The following is a 20,715-nucleotide window of genomic DNA, read 5'->3' as shown; positions in this document are numbered from 1 at the left end:
CATTTGGGAGGAAGGGAAAATGTGCCTTTTTTTACGCATGATCCGCAGGCAGACCGATACTTTTCTTTTACTGGGCTTTCTTTGTTTTATGGCCGCCATGCATACAGACCGTACAAAGGGCGGCTGGAGCGAATACCTGCCCATCCTGCTGGCACTGCTGCTTTCGCAATGGCCGGCCCTGCTGTTCAACGCCGTAAAGCACCGCTTAACGCCCCGCCAATATCATCCCGCCTGGATCATCAGCTTCTGCGTATGCCTGCCGCTCACGCTCGCGTTCTTCATGTCCACAGAGCCGTTCGGCGTAGCGGAGGAAATGTATACAACGGTCACAGTGTTCTCCGTTTCCCTCCAGCTCTTCTTATTTATCAATGCCTGGTGGCAGGGCCAGCAGCTGGTCCGCAAACGCTGGTGGAAGATCAGTTTCGAGAAGGGGGCGCTGGCCACGCTGGCGCTGCTATCCATTACGTTCGCCACCATGGCCGTTTCCAGCATGGGCAACCCGGAATACCATAAGATGGGGGTATTGTTGCTGGGGTTCGAGTTCAGCCTGCGAAAGGTGTTCACTCACTTCGGAACCTGGCTGGCCATCCTGGCGCAGTTCATGTTCATGTATGGCTGCGGGTATTTCATTTTCTGGTTCAACAGCCGAGTGCTCGTATCCCGCGTGCTGAAAGAAAGAGGCATGGCGGTCTATTGCCTTGCGGGGCTGGCTGCCGTAGCCGTATTTTACCCCATCATCGGCCAGCTGCTCGCCTGGCTCCCGCTCAACCATTTGCTGGGCGGTATTTTCCCGTCCAACCCGTTTAAGGACGAGAACGCGTACAGCTTCCTGGCCCTGCTGGTGGTAAGCCTGCCCGTGATCCTCGCGCTGCAATGGTACGCGCAGAACAACCGCATCATGCTGCTGGAAAAGGAAAAAACACAGGTGGAGCTGGATATGCTCAAACAGCAGATCAACCCGCATTTTTTCTTCAACACGCTCAATAATCTTTACGCGCTCAGCCTGCATAAATCCGATCAAACGCCGGATGTGATCCTCCAGCTGTCGGACCTGATGCGGTATGTGATCTACAAAGGCCAGGAATCCACCGTGCCGCTCGGCGAAGATGTGCGGTACCTGGAAGACTATATCCGCCTGCAGGAGATACGCCTGAAACAGCGGCTGGACGTGGTTTTTGAGAAAGACATCACGCGGGATGACATCGTTATAGCGCCGCTGCTGCTGGTCGTGTTCGTGGAAAATGCCTTTAAGCATGGCATAGAAGCGGTGGAAGGAGATGCTTTCCTGCGCATATATCTGAAAGCCGGTGAAAAGGGCTTAACATTCATTTGCGAGAACCCAATCGCGGAAGCGGGAACCCCGGAGGAAAAGAACGGGATCGGCCTGCAAAACCTCCGCAAACGCCTGGCGCTGCTGTACCCGGGGAAGCACCGGATGGTTACAGGCAGGGAAAATCATACATTTAAGGCTGAATTATACCTGGACTGGTCATGAAAATGCGTTGCCTGATCATAGACGACGAGCCGCTGGCGCACGATGTTATCCTTAAATACATTGAAGACACGCCGTTCCTGGAACTGGCCGGCCAGTGTTACCGCGCTACCGAAGCGCTGGAATTCCTCAACCGCCAGCCCGTGGACCTGCTGTTCCTGGACATCCGCATGCCGCGGCTCAATGGCCTTGAATTCCTGCGCACCCTGCACCAGCGCCCGCTGGTGATCATCACTTCCGCATACGAAGAATATGCGCTCCAGGGCTTCGAGCTGGCGGTTTGCGATTACCTGCTCAAACCCTTCCGCTTCGACCGTTTCCTCCAGGCTGTGAACCGCGCGTATGCCCAGTTCAACCAAACGCAGCCCCTGCCTTCTTCTTCCGCAACCCCGCAAAACCCTGCGCAGCTGGCCGTCAAAACCGATAAGAAGCTTGTGTTCGTGGACCTCCAGAGCGTGTTTTACCTGGAAAGCCTGGGCAATTACGTAAAGGTCTGGCAGGAAAATACCTACCTGCTCACCGCCCGCACTCTCAGCAGCTACGAAACGGAACTGCCGGCGGACACTTTCGTGCGCATCCATAAATCGTATATCCTCAACCGTAAGATGATCCATGCGCTGGAAGGTAACATCGTTCACCTCCGGAACGGGAAGCAGCTGCCGCTGGGGAAAAATTACAAACATGCGGTGAACCTGAAATAATTTTATGAGCGCCAGCATTCCTGTCACGTTTCCTCCTCCGGATGTGTCTTGTAACAGATAATCATCTGAAAATAAAAATCTGTTACATGAAAAAGCTCATCGCATTCGTACTGACGTTGATCGCAGGTAAAAGTTATTCGCAGGAGATCACCAATCCCGCCGGCCTTTTTAATCCCGTGCCTTACGGGTTCAGCCACGTGGTAAGCATCCCGGCAAACAGCAAGCTGGTATTCGTGGCCGGCCAGGGCGGAGAAGAAAATACAGAGGGCAGGCTCAGTCCTGATTTCCGCACGCAGCTGCGGCATTCACTGAAGAATATTAAAACCGCCCTTCAATCACAAGGCATCCCCATGAGCAAAGTCGTGAAGATCACCACGCTGATCGTGAACCATGATGCGGGAAAGCTGAAGATTTTGATCGAAGAAGCGGAGAAGGTATGGCCGGATAAAAGATTCCCGGTCAACACCCTGATCCCTGTGCCCGCGCTGGCTATAGAAGGCATGCTCGTGGAGATCGACGCCATCGCGGTAAAGTAGTAGATATATAAAACAAAACAGGACAGCGTTTGCTGTCCTGTCTGAAAAATTTATTTCGCCGGTGTGATCACGATCTTCCGGAACTCTATCGGCCCGTGGTCGCCCTGGATGTAGATGGGCCCCGGTTCGCCTTCGTTGCTGTCCAGCGCGCCGCCGGTAATGCCGGGGATCTCCTGGTTGGAAACAACGGTTTTGCCGTTCACGACAATCGTCACCATCCTGCCGATCAGCGTGATGTCGTAGCTCTGCCATTTGTCTGGCCCGAGCGCATTGATCTCGCTGGGAGCGATAAACCCGTATACGCCGGCGAACAATACGCTGGAAGGATGCGCGTCTTTCGGGCTGTCTTCTATCTGCACCTCATGGCGGCCTCTCAGGTATACGCCGCTGTTGCTGCCTTTCTGGTATTTAAATTCCACGTGCAGCTTGAAGTCGGTGAAGGTTTGCTCAGACACCAGGTTCACACCTGATTTCGCGCTGGTCAGGATGCCGTTCTTCACTTCCCACTGGTTATTCGGAAGGATCTTCCAGCCGGCCAGGTCTTTGCCGTTGAACAGGTTGATGGGCTTGCCCCATACCGGAGCGGCGGTCCTTTTCAGGTAAGGCGCTTTCACGCCTTTATAGTTATATTTTTTACCCTCGCTGGTAGTGATAGTTCCCTGGATGCCGCCGCCGGCCACTTCCCCTTCGATCACAAAATCCTGCTCGCCGCTTTCCCATTGCGGAGGAATGGTGAAGCTGAATTTCCCGTTGTCGAAATTCACTTTGGCCACAGGGCGTGCGCTGCCGGAAGTGCCTACAAAATAACCCACCAGCGTGCGGTAGCCGGACAATTTCACTTCCAGCCAGGAAGGAGCGGGCTTCCCGTTCTCATCCACCGTAATATCCCAGCGGCCGATCAGGTCTTTCGGATCGGCAGTGGTTTTCTCAACGTTCATCCCTTCCATATCCGTAACGGTTGCGGCATTCGCGGCGCCCAGCATCACCAGGCAGCTCATACCTAATACAAGAAATTTTTTATGCATATGATTAACTGTTTTTTGCTTGGACAGACAAGATAAGGCATCCTCCGCCACATTGCAAAAAAACAGGGCAGAAGAAATATCTCCTGCCCTGCCGGTGCCTTAGTGTGTCGGCACGGGGTAATCGGTCAGTGGCTTCTTGTCCCACCACAGCCGCGTGAAATTTTCATCCGGCCCGCCCAGCATGCCCACCGCGGCATCGTAAGCCGCCCTGTTGGTGGATATCTCCACGGGAGCATACGTTACGCGCCTCACCAGCTCCGTCCGGGAAATGGCCGGGCTTTCGGATGCAATGATGGCATAACCCCTCGGGTAGCCTGTTCTCCTGCGTTCCGCCCAGGCCTCCCATCCGTCAGGGTAAAGGGCGATCCACTTCTGGGTGATGATCTGTTCAAGCCGTTTTTCGAAGTTGCCCGCTTCGTCGTAAAGGATAGGGAGGTTGCTCATGGCAGGACTGTTCCACTTATCCGCCAGCGGCGCCGGTGTGGCCGTGCTGCCCTGGTAAGCGGCGATCTGCGCGGGCGAAGCGGCTACGCGTTCGGACAGGGAAAGGCTGATGCCAAGGTTGTACAGGTCTTTCGCCGTGCCGCCCATGTTCCAGCCCCGCAACGCGCCTTCCGCGCGCAGGAAGGCCACTTCGGCCGCGCACAGCACACGGTTGGGCGTGAGCGTCCCTTTCCTGTCGGGCGACAGCCATTTGGTGCCTACAAAAGACGTTACATTGGCCAGCTGGCTGCCTCTTTCAGAAGCGGGCAGGCCGTTGCGCAGGCCGGTGAACTGGTTTCCGGTAACGGAAGGGGAAAAATAATCCGGCATCCGCGGGTCGTTGTAGCCGGTGAGTGCGCTGATCATGGTCGCGCTGGCCCGGAAGTCTATCAGGTAGGTGATCCTCGAGAGAATATTCACGCTATTGGTGGTGGAGAGCACGGCGGCATTGTCGTCGTTGGCCAGTATCACCCCGTCTGCCACTGCTTTTTCCGCTTCGGTCCTGGCTTTCCCGGCATCGGCGTACACGATGCGCATGGCAAGGCGCAGCCGCAGGGAATTGGCAAGCTTCAGCCATTTCGCGGCATTGCCGCCATACACCTGGTCGTGCGCGCCAAAACCATTGGCGGAAGGGTTTTGTTTCAGGACGGCGGAAGCTTCATCCAGGGTCTTAAAAAAATCATTGTAAATATCCTGCTGCGAATCGAACGGCACGCTGTTGGCCTGTTCCCCGAAATGAGAATAGATCACGGGGCCGAAATAATCCGTCATGCGGCTGTATATCACTACCCGCCAGATCTTCGCAATAGCGTTGGCCACGGCGAGATTGTTTTCCGCCGTTACTTTTTCGGCAAGGAATAACTGCGGGGCGGCTTTAGTGTAAAAGTCCTTCCAGAAAAGATCCACCCAAGAACCGTTGGGAATGAACTGGTCTGTACTGAAAGCCGCGGGCACACTGGTGAAATACTGCGCGTACATGTCGGCGTGCAGCGTTTGCCCCACTTCCACGTACACCGCGCACAGGCCGTGATACTGCGAAAAGGCAAAGGCCTGGCCGATGAGCGCGGGCGTAATATCGTCTTCGGGAAGCAGGTTCTCCGGCGTGTTCAGCTTGTCGAAACGCTTTGTGCATGCGGCAAGCGAGAATATGGCCAACACGATGACGGGAATAAAATGCTTTTTCATCTTTATCTATTTAAAGTTGATCTTGATGTTTGCGCCGAATGACCGGGATGCCGGCAATGCGAACGACTGGAAGCCTTCGGAAATGGTGCCGGTGCCCTGGGTGTAATCCGGGTCCAGGCCCTCCGCTTCACGGTACAGGAAAAACAGGTTCCGACCCACCAGCGATACCTGCACGGAAGCCAGCGGCCCTTTACTGAACAGCGTTTCAGGCAGCTTATACCCCAGCGTGAATTCGCGCAGCCTGGTATTGGTGGCGGAACGCACAAACATTTCCCCCACCGGCGCAGTTCTGCCGCCCAGGAATTGCCAGAGCTGCTGGGCGTTCACCGCTACGGTGTTCTCCGATCCGTCCGCCTTTACCGCGGGAATGTGCTGCAGGATATTTTTGCCGAACAGCAGCCCGCCGTCCCGGCCCTGCAGGGTTTCCTCCACCAGGCCTTCCCCGTAAAGAATGGCGTCGGTGAACGATGCAATGTCGCCGCCCTGCTTGTGGCTGATCACGAAACTGGCGGACCAGTTCTTCCAGCTGAAAGCGCTGGAAACGCCGCCGGTCCAGTCCGGGTTCACATTGCCGAGCAGTACGGTTTTCCCGGGCGTGGTCTGCGGGAGGCCATTTGTGCCGACTATTACGCGGCCTTTGCTGTCCCGCATAAATCCCTTCCCGTAGATCTGCCCGAAGGGTTTGCCTTCTTCCAGCACAAAATTGCGCATGTAGGTATCGCCGCCTACAATGAGGGTGGGTATTTCGTCGGACAGCTCTTTCACGGTGTTCCTGTTCCTCGCAAAATTGACGTTCAGGTCCCAGGTGAAATTCCTGGTTTTCAGCGGCGTGGTATTCAGGATCACTTCAATGCCGGTGTTTTCCACATCGCCGCCGTTCGTGTAGTAGCTGAGCGCCCCGCTGCCCACGGGTAATGCCTGCAGGAAGATCTGGTTGTCCGTATTGGTGCGGTAGGCGGTAACGTCTACGCCTATACGGTCGTTGAACATGCGCAGCTCAATGCCGGCTTCCAGCGAACGCGTCATTTCGGGTTTCAGGTTCTTGTTGGGCAAAGTGGTGTTGAGGGTAAGATAACCGAGGTTGCCGCCCGCCACGCTGGCCGCATAACGCTGCAGCAGCCCGGGAGACGCGCCATTGCCCACTTCGGCCCAGGAGCCGCGCAGTTTCAGGTAAGTGAATGCCGCGGGCAGCTGCGCCAGTTCTGAAATAAGCGCGCTGATGCCGGCGGAAGGATAAAAATAGGAGCGGTTATCCGCTGCCAGGGTGGAACTCCAGTCGTTCCTGCCCGTTAATTCCAGGAAGACGGCGTCTTTCCACCCCAGCTGCGCATTTGCATATAGCGATTGCGTTTCCGTGGCCACACCCGGCGTATATGCCGCGGCTGGCGCCAGCGCAATGTTAGACAGTGCGAAGAAATTCGGGATGCTCATGCCGGTGCCGGTATTGGCGCCCAGCTCATCATCCTTGATATGCCTGATCTCGCCGCCGGCGTTAGCCGTAAGCGTAAGGTCCGCGCTCAGCTTCTGCGTATAGCTCAGCAGGAAGTCACCGTTGATCAGCATCGCGGAACCCTTGCCCACGGCGTAACGGCCGGAAGGGTCGCGGTAGGTGCCGTAATAGGATTTTTCTTCCAGCGCCGTATGCTCCCCGTCGAAAGAGCCGCGCAGCATAGCGCGGAAATTGTCGGAAAACTGGTAGCTCAGCGATGCAAGCCCCATGAGCCTGTCCACTTTGTTGTAACGGAGGTTCCGGTAGAGCGTCCAGTAAGGGTTTGCGCCGGTTACGGTGCCGGGGTTCCAGTAGTTCTGTTTCATGGTGCCCAGCACGGGGTCCACATATTCGAAGCGCGTAACGTCCTGGTGGCGGATGTTTGCGGGCATGGTGGCTACCTGCCGCAGCGGGTTGAAGCTGGACTCGCCTTCGTCCAGCCGGTTGCTGATCTTTTGTTTCATATAATCCAGCTTCACGTCCAGCGTAAGGCGGCTGGTGAGCTGGTTGGTGATACGCAGCGCAGCATTGTGCCTTGACAATTCGTTTTCCGGCAGAATGCCTTCCCCGTTGGTATGCGTATAGGTAAAAAGCGTGCGGGCCTTTTCGCTGCCTGCGCTTACAGACAGGTTGGTGGCCCAGTTGCGGCCGGTGCGGAAGATGTTGTCGCGGGCGGACCTGTCCGGCAGGAAGGGATATGTTGTACCGGCATCCGCGGGGTCAAGGCTCCAGTGGTCTACCATAGCGCCATCCATCCTGGGGCCCCAGGAAGACTCGGAGGTTTTCAGGTAATTCCCTGAAACGCCCTGCCCGTATTCGTATTGATACGGTGTGCTAAGAATGGCGCGCTCCATCATGTAGGTGGAATTGACGCTGACGTTGACGCCGGACTTCCCCCTTTTGGTCTCGATCACGATCACGCCGTTCTGCCCTGCGCTGCCGTAGAGCGCTGCGGCGTTCGCCCCTTTCAGCACGTTCAGCGAAGCGATATTGTCCATGTTGATGTCTGAGGGGCTGGCGCGCACCACTACCCCGTCTATCACGTAAAGTGGCTGGCTGTTCCCGCTGATGGACCGGTTGCCGCGGAGCGTTACCCTCGCCTGGGAGCCCACGCCGCTGGAACCTGAATTGATATTGAGACCGGCTACCTTTCCCTGTAAGGCGTTCACCATATTCAGTTCGCGGGCTTCGGTTAGCTCTTTCGCGCTCACGCCCTGCGTGCTGTAGGTGAGCGTCCTTTTCTTCCGTTCCAGGCCGAGGGCAGTTACCACTACGGTTTCCAGCGCTTTCACCGCGGGTTCCAGGTTCACGGTCAGTTCCACCGCGCCGTTCACCGGCACTTCTTTCCGCTGATAGCCCGTGTAGCTGAATACCAGCACGCCGTTGTCCGGTATGGTGATGCTGAAGCGGCCATTCTCATCCGTAATGGCATTGCGGCCGCCTTGTTTCAGCACAATGCTCACGCCGGGCAGCGCGATGCCGCCTTCACCCGTTACCATGCCTTTCACAACAATGTCCGGCTTTGCCGACCCATGTGCCATGAAGGCGGCCAGCAAAAGGAATAAAGAAAACAGCGCTTTCCTTATAAAGGGGAAATACATGCGGGAGCGGGCAACGGGAGAATACCAGCCCGCTCTCAGCAGAACGTTGACAGCCATAGAAAGTTAATTTTGGTTTCAGTAAATAATACCGGTAACGTTACCGGATCAATTGCAGCGCAGCCTGCCGTTTAATTGGATACACTCAGTTTTTGGTTGTTGAAAAAAGGTTCTTCAATATGATCTGGTGGTTCGTCTCAAATTCGTCAGCAGAAAAAACCCGTCATTGCGAGGAGCAGCAGAGCCGCCGTGGAGGGGCGACGAAGCAATCTCCCGCACAAAGCCATCGCTGCTCCCCGCAATGACGACTTGCTGGTAAGCCCCCATATTTTACCAGTAGCATCTTATTCTTTACGCATATAACACATTATTTCCCCAGCACTTTCCTGATAGCGTCCAGCAGCACCTTCTCCGCCGCGGGCGTTACTGCGGATGCCTGGCCGGTTTCATATCCGCCTTCCTCGTAGGAAGCGGCGGTGCCGATATACCCGGGCGCATAGTCGCCGTAAGCGGCTACAGCCACGAACAGGTCGGGACGCGCGGCTTTGGCGGCCAGCTGGTATTCAATAAAACATTCGCCGGGCAGGTGCACCATGCGTGCTCTGCCAATGCCCAGGCTGCTGACGCCGATCGTTTTTCCTTTCTTTACCCTTTCCAGCCACACCACTTTCGAAGCATTATTGGCGATAAAAGTGGATGTTTCCCTATGCAGCAATTTCCCCAGCGTATCCAGGCTTTTCTTAGCCGGCAGGGCCACCGGCACGATGTTCCAGCTAATGTCCGAGGGCTTTATCTTTTCTTTTACGGTCTGTTCCCATGCCCGCCGCATACCGTCTGCCAGGCGTTCCGCCAGCACCAGCCGGTTTTCGTGCGAGCCGTCGTTGTATTTGCCCGCGGTGATATTCCCGCCCGCGCCGTTGAAATGCAGGTGCAGCGCATCCGGCACGGACAGCTGCCTGAAAAAACGCGCCACGCCCGGGATATCAGGATTGGCAACGCCGGTGCGGTAATAACTCTGCGGATGCGTGGCGTAATAACTCAGCACCGCCACCGGCTTGTCGTTGTTCCAGAAACTGATCAATTGCACCATCGGGTCTATCAGCCCTTCAGGCTGGTTCCTGACAGCGGGGTCTTTGGTGGCGGAAGTGCGGGAAGCCGTCACTTTTCCCTCTGCGCTCACAATGCGCCGGTTGGAAGCCACTTTATATACTTCGGCCTGCCCGAGGCCGATGTGCGTTACCGGTTTCAATTGTTTCAGCGAAGCGGCCACGGACTCGCGCAGGCGGCGGATCACCTCGCGGGAAAAAGTACCTTCAAATCCAAGCGGGTCCATCCCTTCTTTCTTCAGCCAGGCCTCCGCGCCGAAGTCGCACACGGGCGCATCGTGCTGGTGCAGCGCGTGCAGGGCCACCCTGTCCGGCGTAGTGCCGGCGGCTTCGGCCAGCGCTTTGCAGAATTCATCATACCCTTCGTTCGCAATGCCGATCCAGTCTATTACGCAGAGCACGATGGGTTTTCCCGCGCCGGTGAGCACGATCCCTTTTGCCCGCAGGCTTTGGTCCCAGCTGTTGATCATTTTGTCGTATACCAGCCAGGTACCCGGCGGCGGCGTGGCATCCACGTCGAAGCTGCTGATCCGTAAGGTATCGTTTGCCGCGGCGGATGATAAGCACGATGCGGTAAGAATAAAAACTATGCTGATGAACCTTTTCATCCGTTAATATTTTTTTTAAAGCCGTATGGAACCTTGTACGTCTCCTGTTTGCAGACGATCTATCATGCCCGGTTTCATAAAGATGCAAGCTTGTCCCTGTTCTCGTAAACTTTCATAATGGCGTTGATGATATCGTCCATGTCCGCCATGCCTGCTATCAGCGGGCCCGAGCCGGGCAGTACGATCATCTCGGCACACACCCTGTCGCAGCCGGGCATGCTGGAGGCGGCTTCCCGGTATGCTTTCAGCCTGGCGGCGGGAAACATGTCCTTATATTCATCCAGTTCAAGAATATGATCTATCCAGGCTTCGCGGTGCATGCCATTGGGAATGTAAGGGCTCAGCGCAATTCCCTCTGCGGCAAGTGCTTTCAGGAATTGCTGGCGGCTGGCGTTATTGAAATGTTCTTTTTTGTAAGACATGGCGTAGTTGTAATAACCGCCGCTTTCAGTGCCTTCATATTGTTTCTGCGGAACGAGGCCTGCAAAGCCTTTGAGCTTCGAGCTGAGATACGCCGCGTTTTTATTCCTGAGCAAAAAGCGCTCTGTGGCCGTAGGCAGCTGCCCGTTCAGGATGCTGGCCTCAAATTCGTTCATCCTGTTCTTCGGCCCGATGGTAACATGTTTGCCTTTGCGGTTGGTACCATGGTTATGAACGGTGAAACACTGGTCCATCAGCGCTTCGTCGTTCCCCACCACTGCGCCGCCTTCGCCGCAGGCAATGGATTTGCTGGCCTGGAAACTGAAACAGCCCAGGTCGCCGATAGTGCCCAGCGATCGGCCACGGTGTTTGGCCAGCGCGCCCTGGCAGGCGTCCTCTATCACTTTCAGCTTATGTTTTGCCGCTATCGCCATGATCTTGTCCATATCCGCGGGCAGGCCCATGATATGCACGGGCATGATGGCCTTTGTGCGCGGCGTTATCTTGCGCTCCACATCAGCCGGGTCCAGCTGGTAGGAATCAGTATCCAGGTCCGCCAGCACGGGCAATGCGCGGCTGGTGAGAATGGCAGACACGGTGCCGAAGTCCGTATAAGGCGAAGTGATCACCTCATCGCCCGGGCCGATGCCCATGGCTTCCACGCAAATGGCCAGCGCCTGCGTACCGGAACCGGTGCCGATGCAATACTTTGATCCGATCAGCCCGGCAAACTGTTTTTCGAAAGTCGCTACAGCGCCGTTCACGGGCGACTGTATCCGGCTCCAGATACCGCTTTTGGTGGTCTTCACTACTTCTTCTATCATGCGTTCGTCCACATGCGGCCACTTCGGCCATTGTTTAAAAGCAGGCCGTACGGGCTCCCCGCCCAATGCGGCCAGCAGCCCTGCTTTTTTCGACGGCGCCACTGAAAATGCCTGTAACGCGGGCGCTATGGCGCCTGCTACGGATGCTGCCGCGAGCGTACTGATGAAATTGCGGCGCCCGATGTCTTTACCTGCCATAATTGAACAGCTTGAAGTAAGTTAGCCCTTCCACACACCCGGTAACGTTACCGGTTTATCCGCTGAAAACAGCGGGTTTCCCCGCTTTTATTGACTTTAATGTATCTGCTTAACAAAGCCCGTCATTCGGCCCTAATAATTATAAAAACTATAATTCTCCCGCGTAATGATATCGATCGGCATAAACGTCACCTTCTTCACCGGGAAAGAGATCGCCAGGTGCTGGTAAAGCGTCATCACCCCTTTGTAAGCCTGCTCCAGCGGCTTCTGGCAGATCAGGAAATCGATCACGCCTTTTTCGATGAACTCTATATTCTCATTCACGAAATCATATCCCATCAATATCACCTTCCTGTCCAGCTTCTCCACGAAAGCCGCCACGTTGGACACTCTCGAATTGGTCACAAACACCACCCGGATATTCGGATGTTCTTTGAACATGCCGGCCAGGCCTTTTTCGATGGACTTCGGATCGGTTTTATTGATGTTGATCTTTAGTATCTGGTTGTCCCAGCGGTGCGTCCGGAAATAATTCCTGAAACCTTCTTCTTTTTTCAGCAGGTGGTGCTGATCGTCCAGCTCCCTGGAAATATTCACGATGAGGATACTGTCGTCCTTCTCCACCAGGTAGCTGATCAGGTGGGCTGCCAGGCTGCCGCTCGCATTCTGGTTCGGGCCGATGTAGGCCAGGCTGTTTTCGCCGGGCAGGTCGGAATCCATCAGCACATAAGGAATGCCTTGCTTCTGGCATTTTTGTACGAACAGCACCGATTCTTCCATGAATGCCGGGGCAAACAGCAGGCCGTCCGGCTTCGATTTCAGCAGCAGGTTAGCCTGTTGCTGGAAAGAGTTTACGGATTCCTGGTCGTAAAAGAACTTTTCCACCGTTGCGCCATACTGCCCGATCTCGGCGGCAGCCATCTCGATCCCCTTCAGCGGCCCTTCCCAGAAGCTGGTCTCTTTGGACCGTACCGGGATGAGCGTCGCGATCCTGAACTGTTTGGCCAGGCTCAGGCGGCGCGCATGGATATTAGGCTGGTAATTCAGTTCCTTGATGATCTTCAGCACCTTTTCCTTCGTACCAGGGGCAAGACCCGGCCTGTCATGAATAACGCGGTCCACCGTAGCGATCGATACGTTGGCTCTCCTCGCAATCTCTTTGATCCCTGACAATGGCTGATCCTTTTTATTATTGGATGATTTCATGGCATTTTGCGGTTACAGATGATTATCCCGGCCCGAAAATATGAAAAATTATCCCGCGAAGGGAGCTTCAAAGCTTCAGGAACCGGCTGGCGTTCAGGTGCATGAACAGTTCCCTGTCCGCCTCATCCGCTTCTTCCTTCCGCAGCGATTCTATCCGCAGCAGCCCGGTGTAATAATCCAGCACGGGAAAATGCGTGCCGAACGCAAACCTGTTCTTCCCGAACCTTTTCACAAAACTTGCGAAGTTTGTGATGTACCGGCCGGAAGTATCTATCAGCACATTGCCTTCCCGGATCGTCCTTTCATCTTCCTCAGACATGGCCAGGGGCGTACCCAGGTTCAGCAGCATGAACTTTGCATCGGGCACGGCGCGCAGCAGCGGCAGGTAATCCTTCAGCGCCCATTCGGTGGAAAGGTCCATCCAAGAGCGCTGGCGGCTGTCTACGATGCGCATGGTGAGCGCCACCGCCACATCATTGTCCCGCGCCATCTTTACCAGGTCCAGCAGGTTAGGGTCGTCTATCGTGTAATCATGATAGTTAGGAAACACCCGGATACCCTTCATCCCGAAATTCTTCACACAGGTACTGAAATCATCCTTCCAGCCTGCATAAATAGGATTAATGATGCCGAAAGGCAGGAAACGGTCATTGAACGCCCTTTTGGAGCGTACTTCCTCGTACAGTTCCTCGTTGGCCGACTGTGTGTTCTTATAAAAAACGCCGTTCAGGTTCGTGATCACAGACAGGTCTGTGCCGTATTCCTTCATCCGCTCCAGCACGCCTCCGCAGCTGTTGCCCCGCAGCCGTTTAAAAGGCCAGTGGCCCGTATATGCATTGATATCAATCAACATGGTAGCCTCCTTTTTGCAGGATGTTCTTGTAGTTGTCAAAGAATATTTTCCGTTTCTGCTCTTCCGTCAGCCGCGCGTCCATGATCTTGCCCACGGATTGATAATACATGTTGTCTGAGCCGAACAGCACCCTTTCCACGCCCAGCGTGCTTACGGCGAATTCCACCATATTGTTTTCGTTGTTGCTTCCAGACACGTCCACGTACACGTTCGGGCTGTGGCGCAGCGCCTTGCAGGCATATTCCCAGTCGGGCCCGCCGCCGGTATGCGCGTACTGGAACATTGCTTCAGGGAACCTGGCGGCTGCTTCGATGAAGTCTTCCGGGCGCGAGGTCATCGGTTTGATCTTCTGGTCGTACTTCATGCGGTAGCCTCCAATGCCCAGCGCAGCCTCGGCGTGCATCAGGATGATCAGCTTCATCTCCGACACTTTTTCGAGGATGGGATAAAAAAGCGGGTCGTTGATCTTCACCTGGTAATATACTTTCACACCGGTCATTCCTTCGCCGGTGCAGCGTTTTATCTCTTCCAGCGATTCTTTCGGGTATTGCGGGTTCAGCGTGAGCATGCCGCCAAGCCGGTTGGGATATTTTTTCATCGCTTTCAGGATCACGTCGTTGCAGGCCCTGAAATCTTCCGGCGCACCGGGCCCGCGGGTAACGGGCTTTGAAAGAAACATCCGGTCAATACCCAGCCGCTCCGCGAAATCCACGTTCAGCTCAGGCGGGTCGTTGGAAAGGCCTAAATGTACATGCGCGTCCAGCTTGCGGTACTGCATCATTTGTTTGATGCGGCCCTGGGGCCCTTTGTCCACCGCTGCCTGCGCGTCCGCCGCCTGCAGCAGGCCGCTTCCCAGTATCAGGCCGGAAGCGGAGGTCGCCATATTCCGTACGAAATTCCTTCTGTCCATGTATTGTTTTTATCAGGGCGTGATGGTCAGCTCCAGCTGGCGCACCACGGTTTTCGCCCCGTCGATATTATGATTGGATGCCACGAAATAAACTTTGTAAGTGCCGGGCGTTTTATAGGTATAGGTGTAATTGTCCAGCACATCAGTGTTGATGCCTTTGATGGACACCGCCCTGTCCGGCCCAAGGTTCACCTTGTCCTCGTAGATCGGCCGGGAGATCACCCAGGTCTCGGTCTCAGGATCGTTGTACGGGCTGTTCGGGTCGTAAGGTACAAATACCGGCACTTTCGCTGTGGGCTGGTACGAGGGGCTTTTCGGATCGTAGATCGGGTTCTTCGGGTCGTAGATGGAATAAGCCGGGTTGTAAATGGAGTCCAGCGGATCCTTGTATTTGTTGCCTGCCAGCGTGATCCTGGTAGCGTTGATCGTGGTGAGGGAAGGCGCATCTGCCGGGAACTGGTTGATGGTCCTGAATCCGGCGCTCTCCTGGTCCGCCAGCAATAATTCCTTCTCGCCCAGCAGTTCGGCCTTGCTTCTCACAGCCAGGCTCTGTATCCACCACACGCGGGCCAGGCCATTGGTTGCCTGCGGTTTGGTGATGTATTTGAAACCGATGTAAAGCGGCTTGTTTTTGGATACCCTGCTGCTGATGTCCAGCTTGCCGGAAGCCACGTTGGCAGTGCCGGTAGCGAGGGTGAAGCTGTTGGTCACATCCGTCCAGGCAGCGGCTTTTACGGATGCAAGGTCGCCGCCGCCGTTGTAGTTGTCAGACAGCCAGACGCTCAGCTGCCCGGTTTGTGTGCCGGTGCCGGCCAGCTGCGAAAAGAAGTCGAGCGTGGCGCCCTGGCCCGCAAGCTCTACTGTACGGCCGTCTTTGAAGGCATAGTCGTTGAACACTTCGCCGGAATAAAAAGAAATGCTGGTTTGCGTGCCGCTGAAAGTGAACACGACGGGTTCGTCCACTTTGAAGCTCGTCTTCTCCACCTTCACCTCCAGCGACGGCTCTTCCAGGTCGCCCAGCTTTTCGGAGCAGGCGGCCATTACGAGCGGGAGACTGATCAGCCATATGAATTTGTACTGCATAGGATTACTTTTTTTCATGTTTACCAACCGGGGTTCTGCACCATTTTGTTGTTCGTTACCATTTCCGCGCTGGGAATGGGGAGCAGCAGGTGTTTGGGAACTTCCATGTTTGAATAAAAACTGATAAATACGGAGCCGGGAATATCCGTGCCCATGATCGCCGCCATGTCCCTGCTCGCCTGTGCGTATAATTCCCAGCGCACAAGGTCCGCCCTGCGCATGTTCTCGAAATTGAACTCGCGCATCCGCTCGTCCTGTATAAACCTGCGGAAAGCTTCTTTGGAAGCGGTGAAAGCAGGTTTCACATCGGCGTCTTCGGGTTTGAATATCTCAGCCGTGGCCTGCGCGCCGGAACCATCGCCGCTGATGGTAACGGTTGGAGCGGTCGTATATTTCCCTGCCAGCGCGTACGTAATGCCCGAAGGGTCACGGTCCAGCACAATGCCGGTCACGGCGCCGTTTTTGATCACCGCTTTGGCGGATGCGCCGCCGTTGCCGGAGATCGTTACCGTGGGAGCGGTGGTGTATCCGCTGCCGCCGCTGGTGATGGTGAAGCTTTTGATACCGGCAGACCAGCTCCTGCGCCGCACGGAATTCACGATGTTCACCGCTTCGGCCACCGGGCCCTGCACTTCGTTCAATGCCTCGGCGTACATCATCAGCACGTCCGTATACCGTAGCAATGGAACGTTGATGGGTGAACGGGTAGCCATTTTCGGGATCAGGGTTTCGAATTCCCGGCGGAATTTACCAGGGGTACGGCCGTATTTGGTGGCTTCGGATGTTATTTCGGAAATGAGGGTTTTGGTGCCGCTGGCCGCGGGAAGCGCCGCGTAATTGAAATGCGGGATGCACCAGTATTTGCGGAGATCTCCGGGCTCATAGCTGTTGTAAAGCCTGGCGGTGTAGAACATGTAACCGTCGGAGCGGCCGGTATTGGTATTGGGCGTGGCAATGCCATTGATCCAGCCGTTGCGGCCCGTTTCAACATATACGTCTGTACCGTTGCCGGAAAATTCCGCTTCCCAGATGCTTTCCTTGATCTCGTATTTTTCCTGCGCCATGGTGATAAAGATGTCGGAAAAGCTGGGATTCATGGCATGGCCGGCCGATCCGTCCTCCATGATCTTTTTACCCCAGTTGATCACTTCCTGGTAACGGGCGGTTTCTTTCAGCGGGTAACCGGCCATGTAGAGGTTCACCCGCATCAGGATGCCGCGCACGGCGGATTTGGATATCCTTCCGCCGAAACCGAATGTGGAAATGTCCTGCACCAGCCCTTCCGCTTCTGTCATGTCTTTGATCACCTGGTCGTACACCGCCTTCACGGACGCTTTTTCAATATGCACATCTGTAGGGGATTTGCTGGATTCCAGCTTCAGCGGCACGCCGCCGTAGTTCTGCACGAGCAGGAAATAATAATACGCCCGCAGGAAAAGCGCTTCTCCACGCACCGTGCGGCGTTTGGCCACGTCGATGGACTGGTTGTTGTCCACGTTCTCCAGCAGGTTGTTCGCCCGGTTGATGCCGTTGTACAATTCGCGCCAGAAAGCGGTCACGTAAGAATCGCCGGTGGTATGATTGAGCCTGAAAGCCCCCGTGGCAATGGAGCTGCGGTTCATAAAACCCTCGTCTGCGGACCATCCAAGGAGATACAGCACGTTGTTGCCGTACAGCCCGTCTGTGCCTAATGTATGATATACCGAAGTGAGCGCATAATCGAGCTCCTGCGGCGTTTTGTAATAATTGCCGGGAAAAAGCGCATCCTTCGGCTTGGTATCCAGGAAGCTGTTGCACGACCCGGAGGCGAGGATGATAAAACCCAGTATGATGAAGTATCTGATATTCATACCTGAAGATGTTAAGCGGTTTAGAAATTTGCTTTCAGACCGAAAGTGATGGTCCTGGCCTGTGGATAGGCTGAATAGTCATACCCCGGCGTCAGGATGTTGTTACGCGTCGAAACTTCGGGATCCAGCCCTTTGTATTTCGTCCAGGTAAAAAGGTTCTGCATCGCCACGTTCAGGGACAGGTTGGTCATGTACACTTTCCTCAGCAGCGACGAAGGGAGCGAATAGTCCAGCGACAGGGTTTTGAGGCGGAGATAGGAACCGTCTTCAACGTATTTGGAAGAATGGTAACCGATCACGCCTTCGCCGCCTGCCCTGAAATGCTCGTTGGTCTGGTTCTCAGGCGTCCAGCGGTTCTGGTAGCTGGCGAACTGGTTCATATTGCGGCGGCCGTTCGGATTGCCTTCGAAGGTGATGCGGTTCCCGTTGTAGATGTCCCCGCCGTACGACCACTGGAAAAATACGTTCAGGCTGAAACCCTTGTACCGCAGGTTGTTCACGAAACCGCCGGTGTGAATGGGCTGGCCGCGGCCGATGATCGTTTTGTCGTCGGAATTCACGTTGCCGTCGCCGTTCATGTCGCGGTACTTCACATCGCCCGGCTGGATGGTGTTGCGGGGCCTCCCGTTGGCGGGCACTTCCGGCTTCAGCACATACACGCCCGGCGCGGGATTGTCGAAATCAGCATACTGGTAATTGCCTTCCCATATATAACCCACCATCATGCCGGAAGGTTTCCCGATCTCGGAGGTGTAAAGGTTGTCGTTGTAGTTCACGTCGGTCACCACCGTATTGTCCAGCGACAGCTGGCCTTCGGTGAGCGCCAGTACTTTGTTTTTGTTGAAGGTGATATTGATGCTGCTCTCCCAGCTAAAGTCCTTCGCAGTGATCACACGCGCATTCAGCGTCAGCTCCAGCCCTTTGTTCTCGATCTTCCCGATGTTCTTGAAAGCGGTGCCGAAACCCACGGTGGGCGGCAGCTGCGCGTTCAGCAGCAGGTCGTCCGTGGTGCGTTTGTATATGTCGGCGGTAAATTCCAGCCGGTTGTTGAAAAGGCCCAGCTCATACCCGATATCGGTGGACGTGGTGCGTTCCCAGGTGAGGTCCGGGTTGCCGAGGTTGGATTGGTACACTGCCAGTAGCGGCGTGGCGTTCTGGAAAGAATACCCGTTGGTGGAGGTGGTGAGCATGGAAATGTAGGCGAAGTCTCCCACGCGGTCGTTGCCCACCACGCCAAAGCTGCCCCTGAGCTTGGATGCGCTGATCACCTTCTGGCCCTTGAAGAATTTTTCGTTATGCATGTTCCAGGCCACTGCTGCGCCGGGGAAATACCCCCAGCGGTTGCCGGGCGCAAACTTGGAAGAGCCGTCTGCCCGGAAAGTGAACGTGAGCATATAGCGCGAGTCGTAGTTATAATCAAGCCTGCCGCCGTAGGAGCTGCGCGTGTTGTAGGAACGGTTGGCGACGGGATTAAAAGGAATGCCGTCGTTCAGGCCGGCAATGCCCAGGCTTTCGTTGGGCAGCAGCCGCGATGAAAAACCTTCGGAAGTAAGGTCATTCCGCTGGAAGGTCACAAGACCCAGCACGGTGAAAGTATGTTTCTGCCGGAAGGTATTGGTATAGGTAAGGGTGTTTTCGTTAGACCAGCTGCTGGTTTCCGTTTGCAGCACGGAGCCGTTGATGCCGTCCGCATTGTTGGGATTGCTGGGGCTGCCTTTGGTGGTTTTGGAGTTGAAGAACTTATCATATTTAAAATTGTTCTTCCGCACGCCGCCGCTCACTTTCAGCACCAGCTCGTCGAGGATGTTGATGCTCACGTTGCCCAGCCCTTCGAACAATTTGTTGTAGTTGTACTGGTATTGATTTTCGAGGTCGAGCACGGGATTGATGCGAAAGTCGCTGGGGGTGATGGAGGATTCGTCCGCTTCTTCTTCCACGAGGTTCACGTCGGAATCAGGGAAGCCGATAGGGCGGTAGGCCCAGGTGCGGAACATCACGTAGCTGGATGCGCTGCTGGTGGGCGTGCTGCTGATGGCCTGGCCCCAGGTGGTAACGTCTGAATAGCCGGTGGTGAAGCCTACTTTGATGCGTTTGCTCACGGTATGGTCCAGCGACATTCTCGCGGTGTACCGTTTCAGGCCGGTGTTGATGATGATCCCTTCCTGGTCGAAGAGCGAGCCGGAAACGGAATATTTCGTCTGTTCATTGCCGCCCCTGATGGCCAGGTTGTAGATGTTCAGCCGGCCTTTGGTAAAAACGTAGTCCTGGAAATCTTCTCCTTTTACGTTCTTATAATCTTCCAGCGTTTTGCCTTCGGCGAGGTAACGCCAGCCTTCGCTGGTGGTGGGAAAACGTTCCAGCTGGTATTTGATGTACTCATAAGGGCTCATCACTTCCATCTTTTTCCTTTCCAGCTGGAAGCCGGAGGAAACGCCGAAGGAAATGGACGCCTTGCCCGATCTGCCGCGCTTCGTTTGTATCAGCACCACGCCGTTGGCCGCGCGGGAACCGTAGATGGCGGTAGACGATGCGTCTTTCAGGATGGTGAGCGTTTCTATGTCGTCGGGGTTAAGGGTGGCAGGGTCCAGGTCTTCAACCGGGAAGCCGTCTATCACGTACAGCGGAGACACATCCTGCGTGAGGGAACCGGGCCCGCGGATCACGATGTTCACACCCGCGCCGGGCTGCCCGTCTGCGCTGGACACCTGTACGCCCGCCACGCGGCCTGCCAGCGCTTCCGCAAAGCTGGCCACCGGCGCCTTTTGCATGTCTTTTACATTGGCCTGGCCTACAGCGCCTGTCAGGTCCGTTTTACGGATGGTGTTGTAACCGATTACCACCACCTCGCCCAGGGCAGATTCTTTGGTCTGCATGCTGACGTTTACGACAGACCGCCCGTCTACCTTCACTTCCACCGGCTCCATGCTGATGAAAGTGAAAACAAGAACGTCCGAAGGGCCGGCGTTAATGGAAAACCGGCCATCGTCTCCGGTATAGGTTTTTCGGGTGCTGTTTTTGACAGTAACTGTCACTCCCTTCATTGCGCTGTTGGTGCCTTTTTCAACCACAAGCCCTGTAACCGCAGGCTGTGCCTGGGCATAAGACGTGAACGGGAGCGTTAGGGCAATGCACATTGCAAGGAGAAGTG

At 55.4% G+C, this 20,715-nt stretch carries 14 protein-coding genes; 3 read left to right on the top strand and 11 right to left on the bottom strand.

Annotated features, from left to right (window positions below):
- The first annotated feature begins 37 nt into the window (after nucleotides 1-37).
- From ACTJIK_RS05730 to ACTJIK_RS05720, 3 genes are all read left to right on the top strand, one after another.
- Nucleotides 38-1,495 (top strand): sensor histidine kinase, encoded by a 1,458-nt coding sequence (locus tag ACTJIK_RS05730; RefSeq protein ID WP_440645395.1) that lies wholly within the window; start codon nucleotides 38-40, stop codon nucleotides 1,493-1,495.
- Nucleotides 1,492-2,193, top strand: a complete 702-nt coding sequence (locus ACTJIK_RS05725; protein ID WP_440645394.1) for a LytR/AlgR family response regulator transcription factor — start codon at nucleotides 1,492-1,494, stop codon at nucleotides 2,191-2,193. The genes ACTJIK_RS05730 and ACTJIK_RS05725 overlap by 4 nt, the downstream gene beginning before the upstream one ends.
- 86 nt (nucleotides 2,194-2,279) lie before the next feature.
- Nucleotides 2,280-2,729 (top strand): RidA family protein, encoded by a 450-nt coding sequence (locus ACTJIK_RS05720; RefSeq protein ID WP_440645393.1) that lies wholly within the window; start codon nucleotides 2,280-2,282, stop codon nucleotides 2,727-2,729.
- 50 nt (nucleotides 2,730-2,779) lie between these two features.
- On the opposite strand, the gene ACTJIK_RS05715 is transcribed toward ACTJIK_RS05720, so the two are convergent.
- From ACTJIK_RS05715 to ACTJIK_RS05665, 11 genes are all read right to left on the bottom strand, one after another.
- Nucleotides 2,780-3,754 carry a 3-keto-disaccharide hydrolase gene (locus ACTJIK_RS05715; RefSeq protein ID WP_440645392.1) on the bottom strand — a complete coding sequence of 325 codons (975 nt, stop codon included), beginning with the start codon at nucleotides 3,752-3,754 and terminating at the stop codon, nucleotides 2,780-2,782.
- Nucleotides 3,755-3,853: 99 nt separating this feature from the next.
- Nucleotides 3,854-5,422 carry a SusD/RagB family nutrient-binding outer membrane lipoprotein gene (locus ACTJIK_RS05710; protein WP_440645391.1) on the bottom strand — a complete coding sequence of 523 codons (1,569 nt, stop codon included), beginning with the start codon at nucleotides 5,420-5,422 and terminating at the stop codon, nucleotides 3,854-3,856.
- Nucleotides 5,423-5,428: 6 nt separating this feature from the next.
- Complete coding sequence (locus ACTJIK_RS05705; RefSeq protein ID WP_440645390.1) at nucleotides 5,429-8,569, bottom strand: SusC/RagA family TonB-linked outer membrane protein; 3,141 nt, start codon at nucleotides 8,567-8,569, stop codon at nucleotides 5,429-5,431.
- A gap of 307 nt (nucleotides 8,570-8,876) precedes the next feature.
- Nucleotides 8,877-10,223, bottom strand: a complete 1,347-nt coding sequence (locus ACTJIK_RS05700; protein ID WP_440645389.1) for a hypothetical protein — start codon at nucleotides 10,221-10,223, stop codon at nucleotides 8,877-8,879.
- Nucleotides 10,224-10,297: 74 nt separating this feature from the next.
- Entirely contained in the window at nucleotides 10,298-11,665 is a 1,368-nt protein-coding gene (locus ACTJIK_RS05695; protein WP_440645388.1) for a DegT/DnrJ/EryC1/StrS family aminotransferase, read from the bottom strand.
- A 132-nt stretch (nucleotides 11,666-11,797) separates the two neighbouring features.
- Nucleotides 11,798-12,871 carry a LacI family DNA-binding transcriptional regulator gene (locus tag ACTJIK_RS05690; protein WP_440645387.1) on the bottom strand — a complete coding sequence of 358 codons (1,074 nt, stop codon included), beginning with the start codon at nucleotides 12,869-12,871 and terminating at the stop codon, nucleotides 11,798-11,800.
- A gap of 67 nt (nucleotides 12,872-12,938) precedes the next feature.
- A complete protein-coding gene (locus tag ACTJIK_RS05685) occupies nucleotides 12,939-13,724 on the bottom strand; it encodes an amidohydrolase family protein (protein ID WP_440645386.1) in 786 nt (261 codons plus the stop codon).
- On the bottom strand, nucleotides 13,714-14,634 hold the full coding sequence (locus ACTJIK_RS05680) for an amidohydrolase family protein (RefSeq protein WP_440645385.1): 921 nt from the start codon (nucleotides 14,632-14,634) through the stop codon (nucleotides 13,714-13,716). Before ACTJIK_RS05680 ends, ACTJIK_RS05685 begins: the two co-directional genes overlap by 11 nt.
- Nucleotides 14,635-14,646: 12 nt before the next feature.
- The gene (locus tag ACTJIK_RS05675; protein ID WP_440645384.1) at nucleotides 14,647-15,717 is read right to left on the bottom strand and encodes a DUF5017 domain-containing protein; all 1,071 of its coding nucleotides are present in this window, start codon (nucleotides 15,715-15,717) and stop codon (nucleotides 14,647-14,649) included.
- Nucleotides 15,718-15,737: 20 nt separating this feature from the next.
- Nucleotides 15,738-17,567 carry a RagB/SusD family nutrient uptake outer membrane protein gene (locus ACTJIK_RS05670; RefSeq protein ID WP_440645383.1) on the bottom strand — a complete coding sequence of 610 codons (1,830 nt, stop codon included), beginning with the start codon at nucleotides 17,565-17,567 and terminating at the stop codon, nucleotides 15,738-15,740.
- 20 nt (nucleotides 17,568-17,587) lie between these two features.
- Complete coding sequence (locus tag ACTJIK_RS05665) at nucleotides 17,588-20,701, bottom strand: SusC/RagA family TonB-linked outer membrane protein (protein WP_440645382.1); 3,114 nt, start codon at nucleotides 20,699-20,701, stop codon at nucleotides 17,588-17,590.
- Nucleotides 20,702-20,715: the final 14 nt, after the last annotated feature.

This window comes from Chitinophaga sp. 22620 (assembly GCF_052044405.1).
In the GTDB taxonomy this organism is placed as follows: Bacteria; Bacteroidota; Bacteroidia; order Chitinophagales; family Chitinophagaceae; genus Chitinophaga.
The sequence above is the reverse complement of the archived record's forward strand: the minus strand, read 5'-3'. Positions and strand labels throughout refer to the sequence as shown.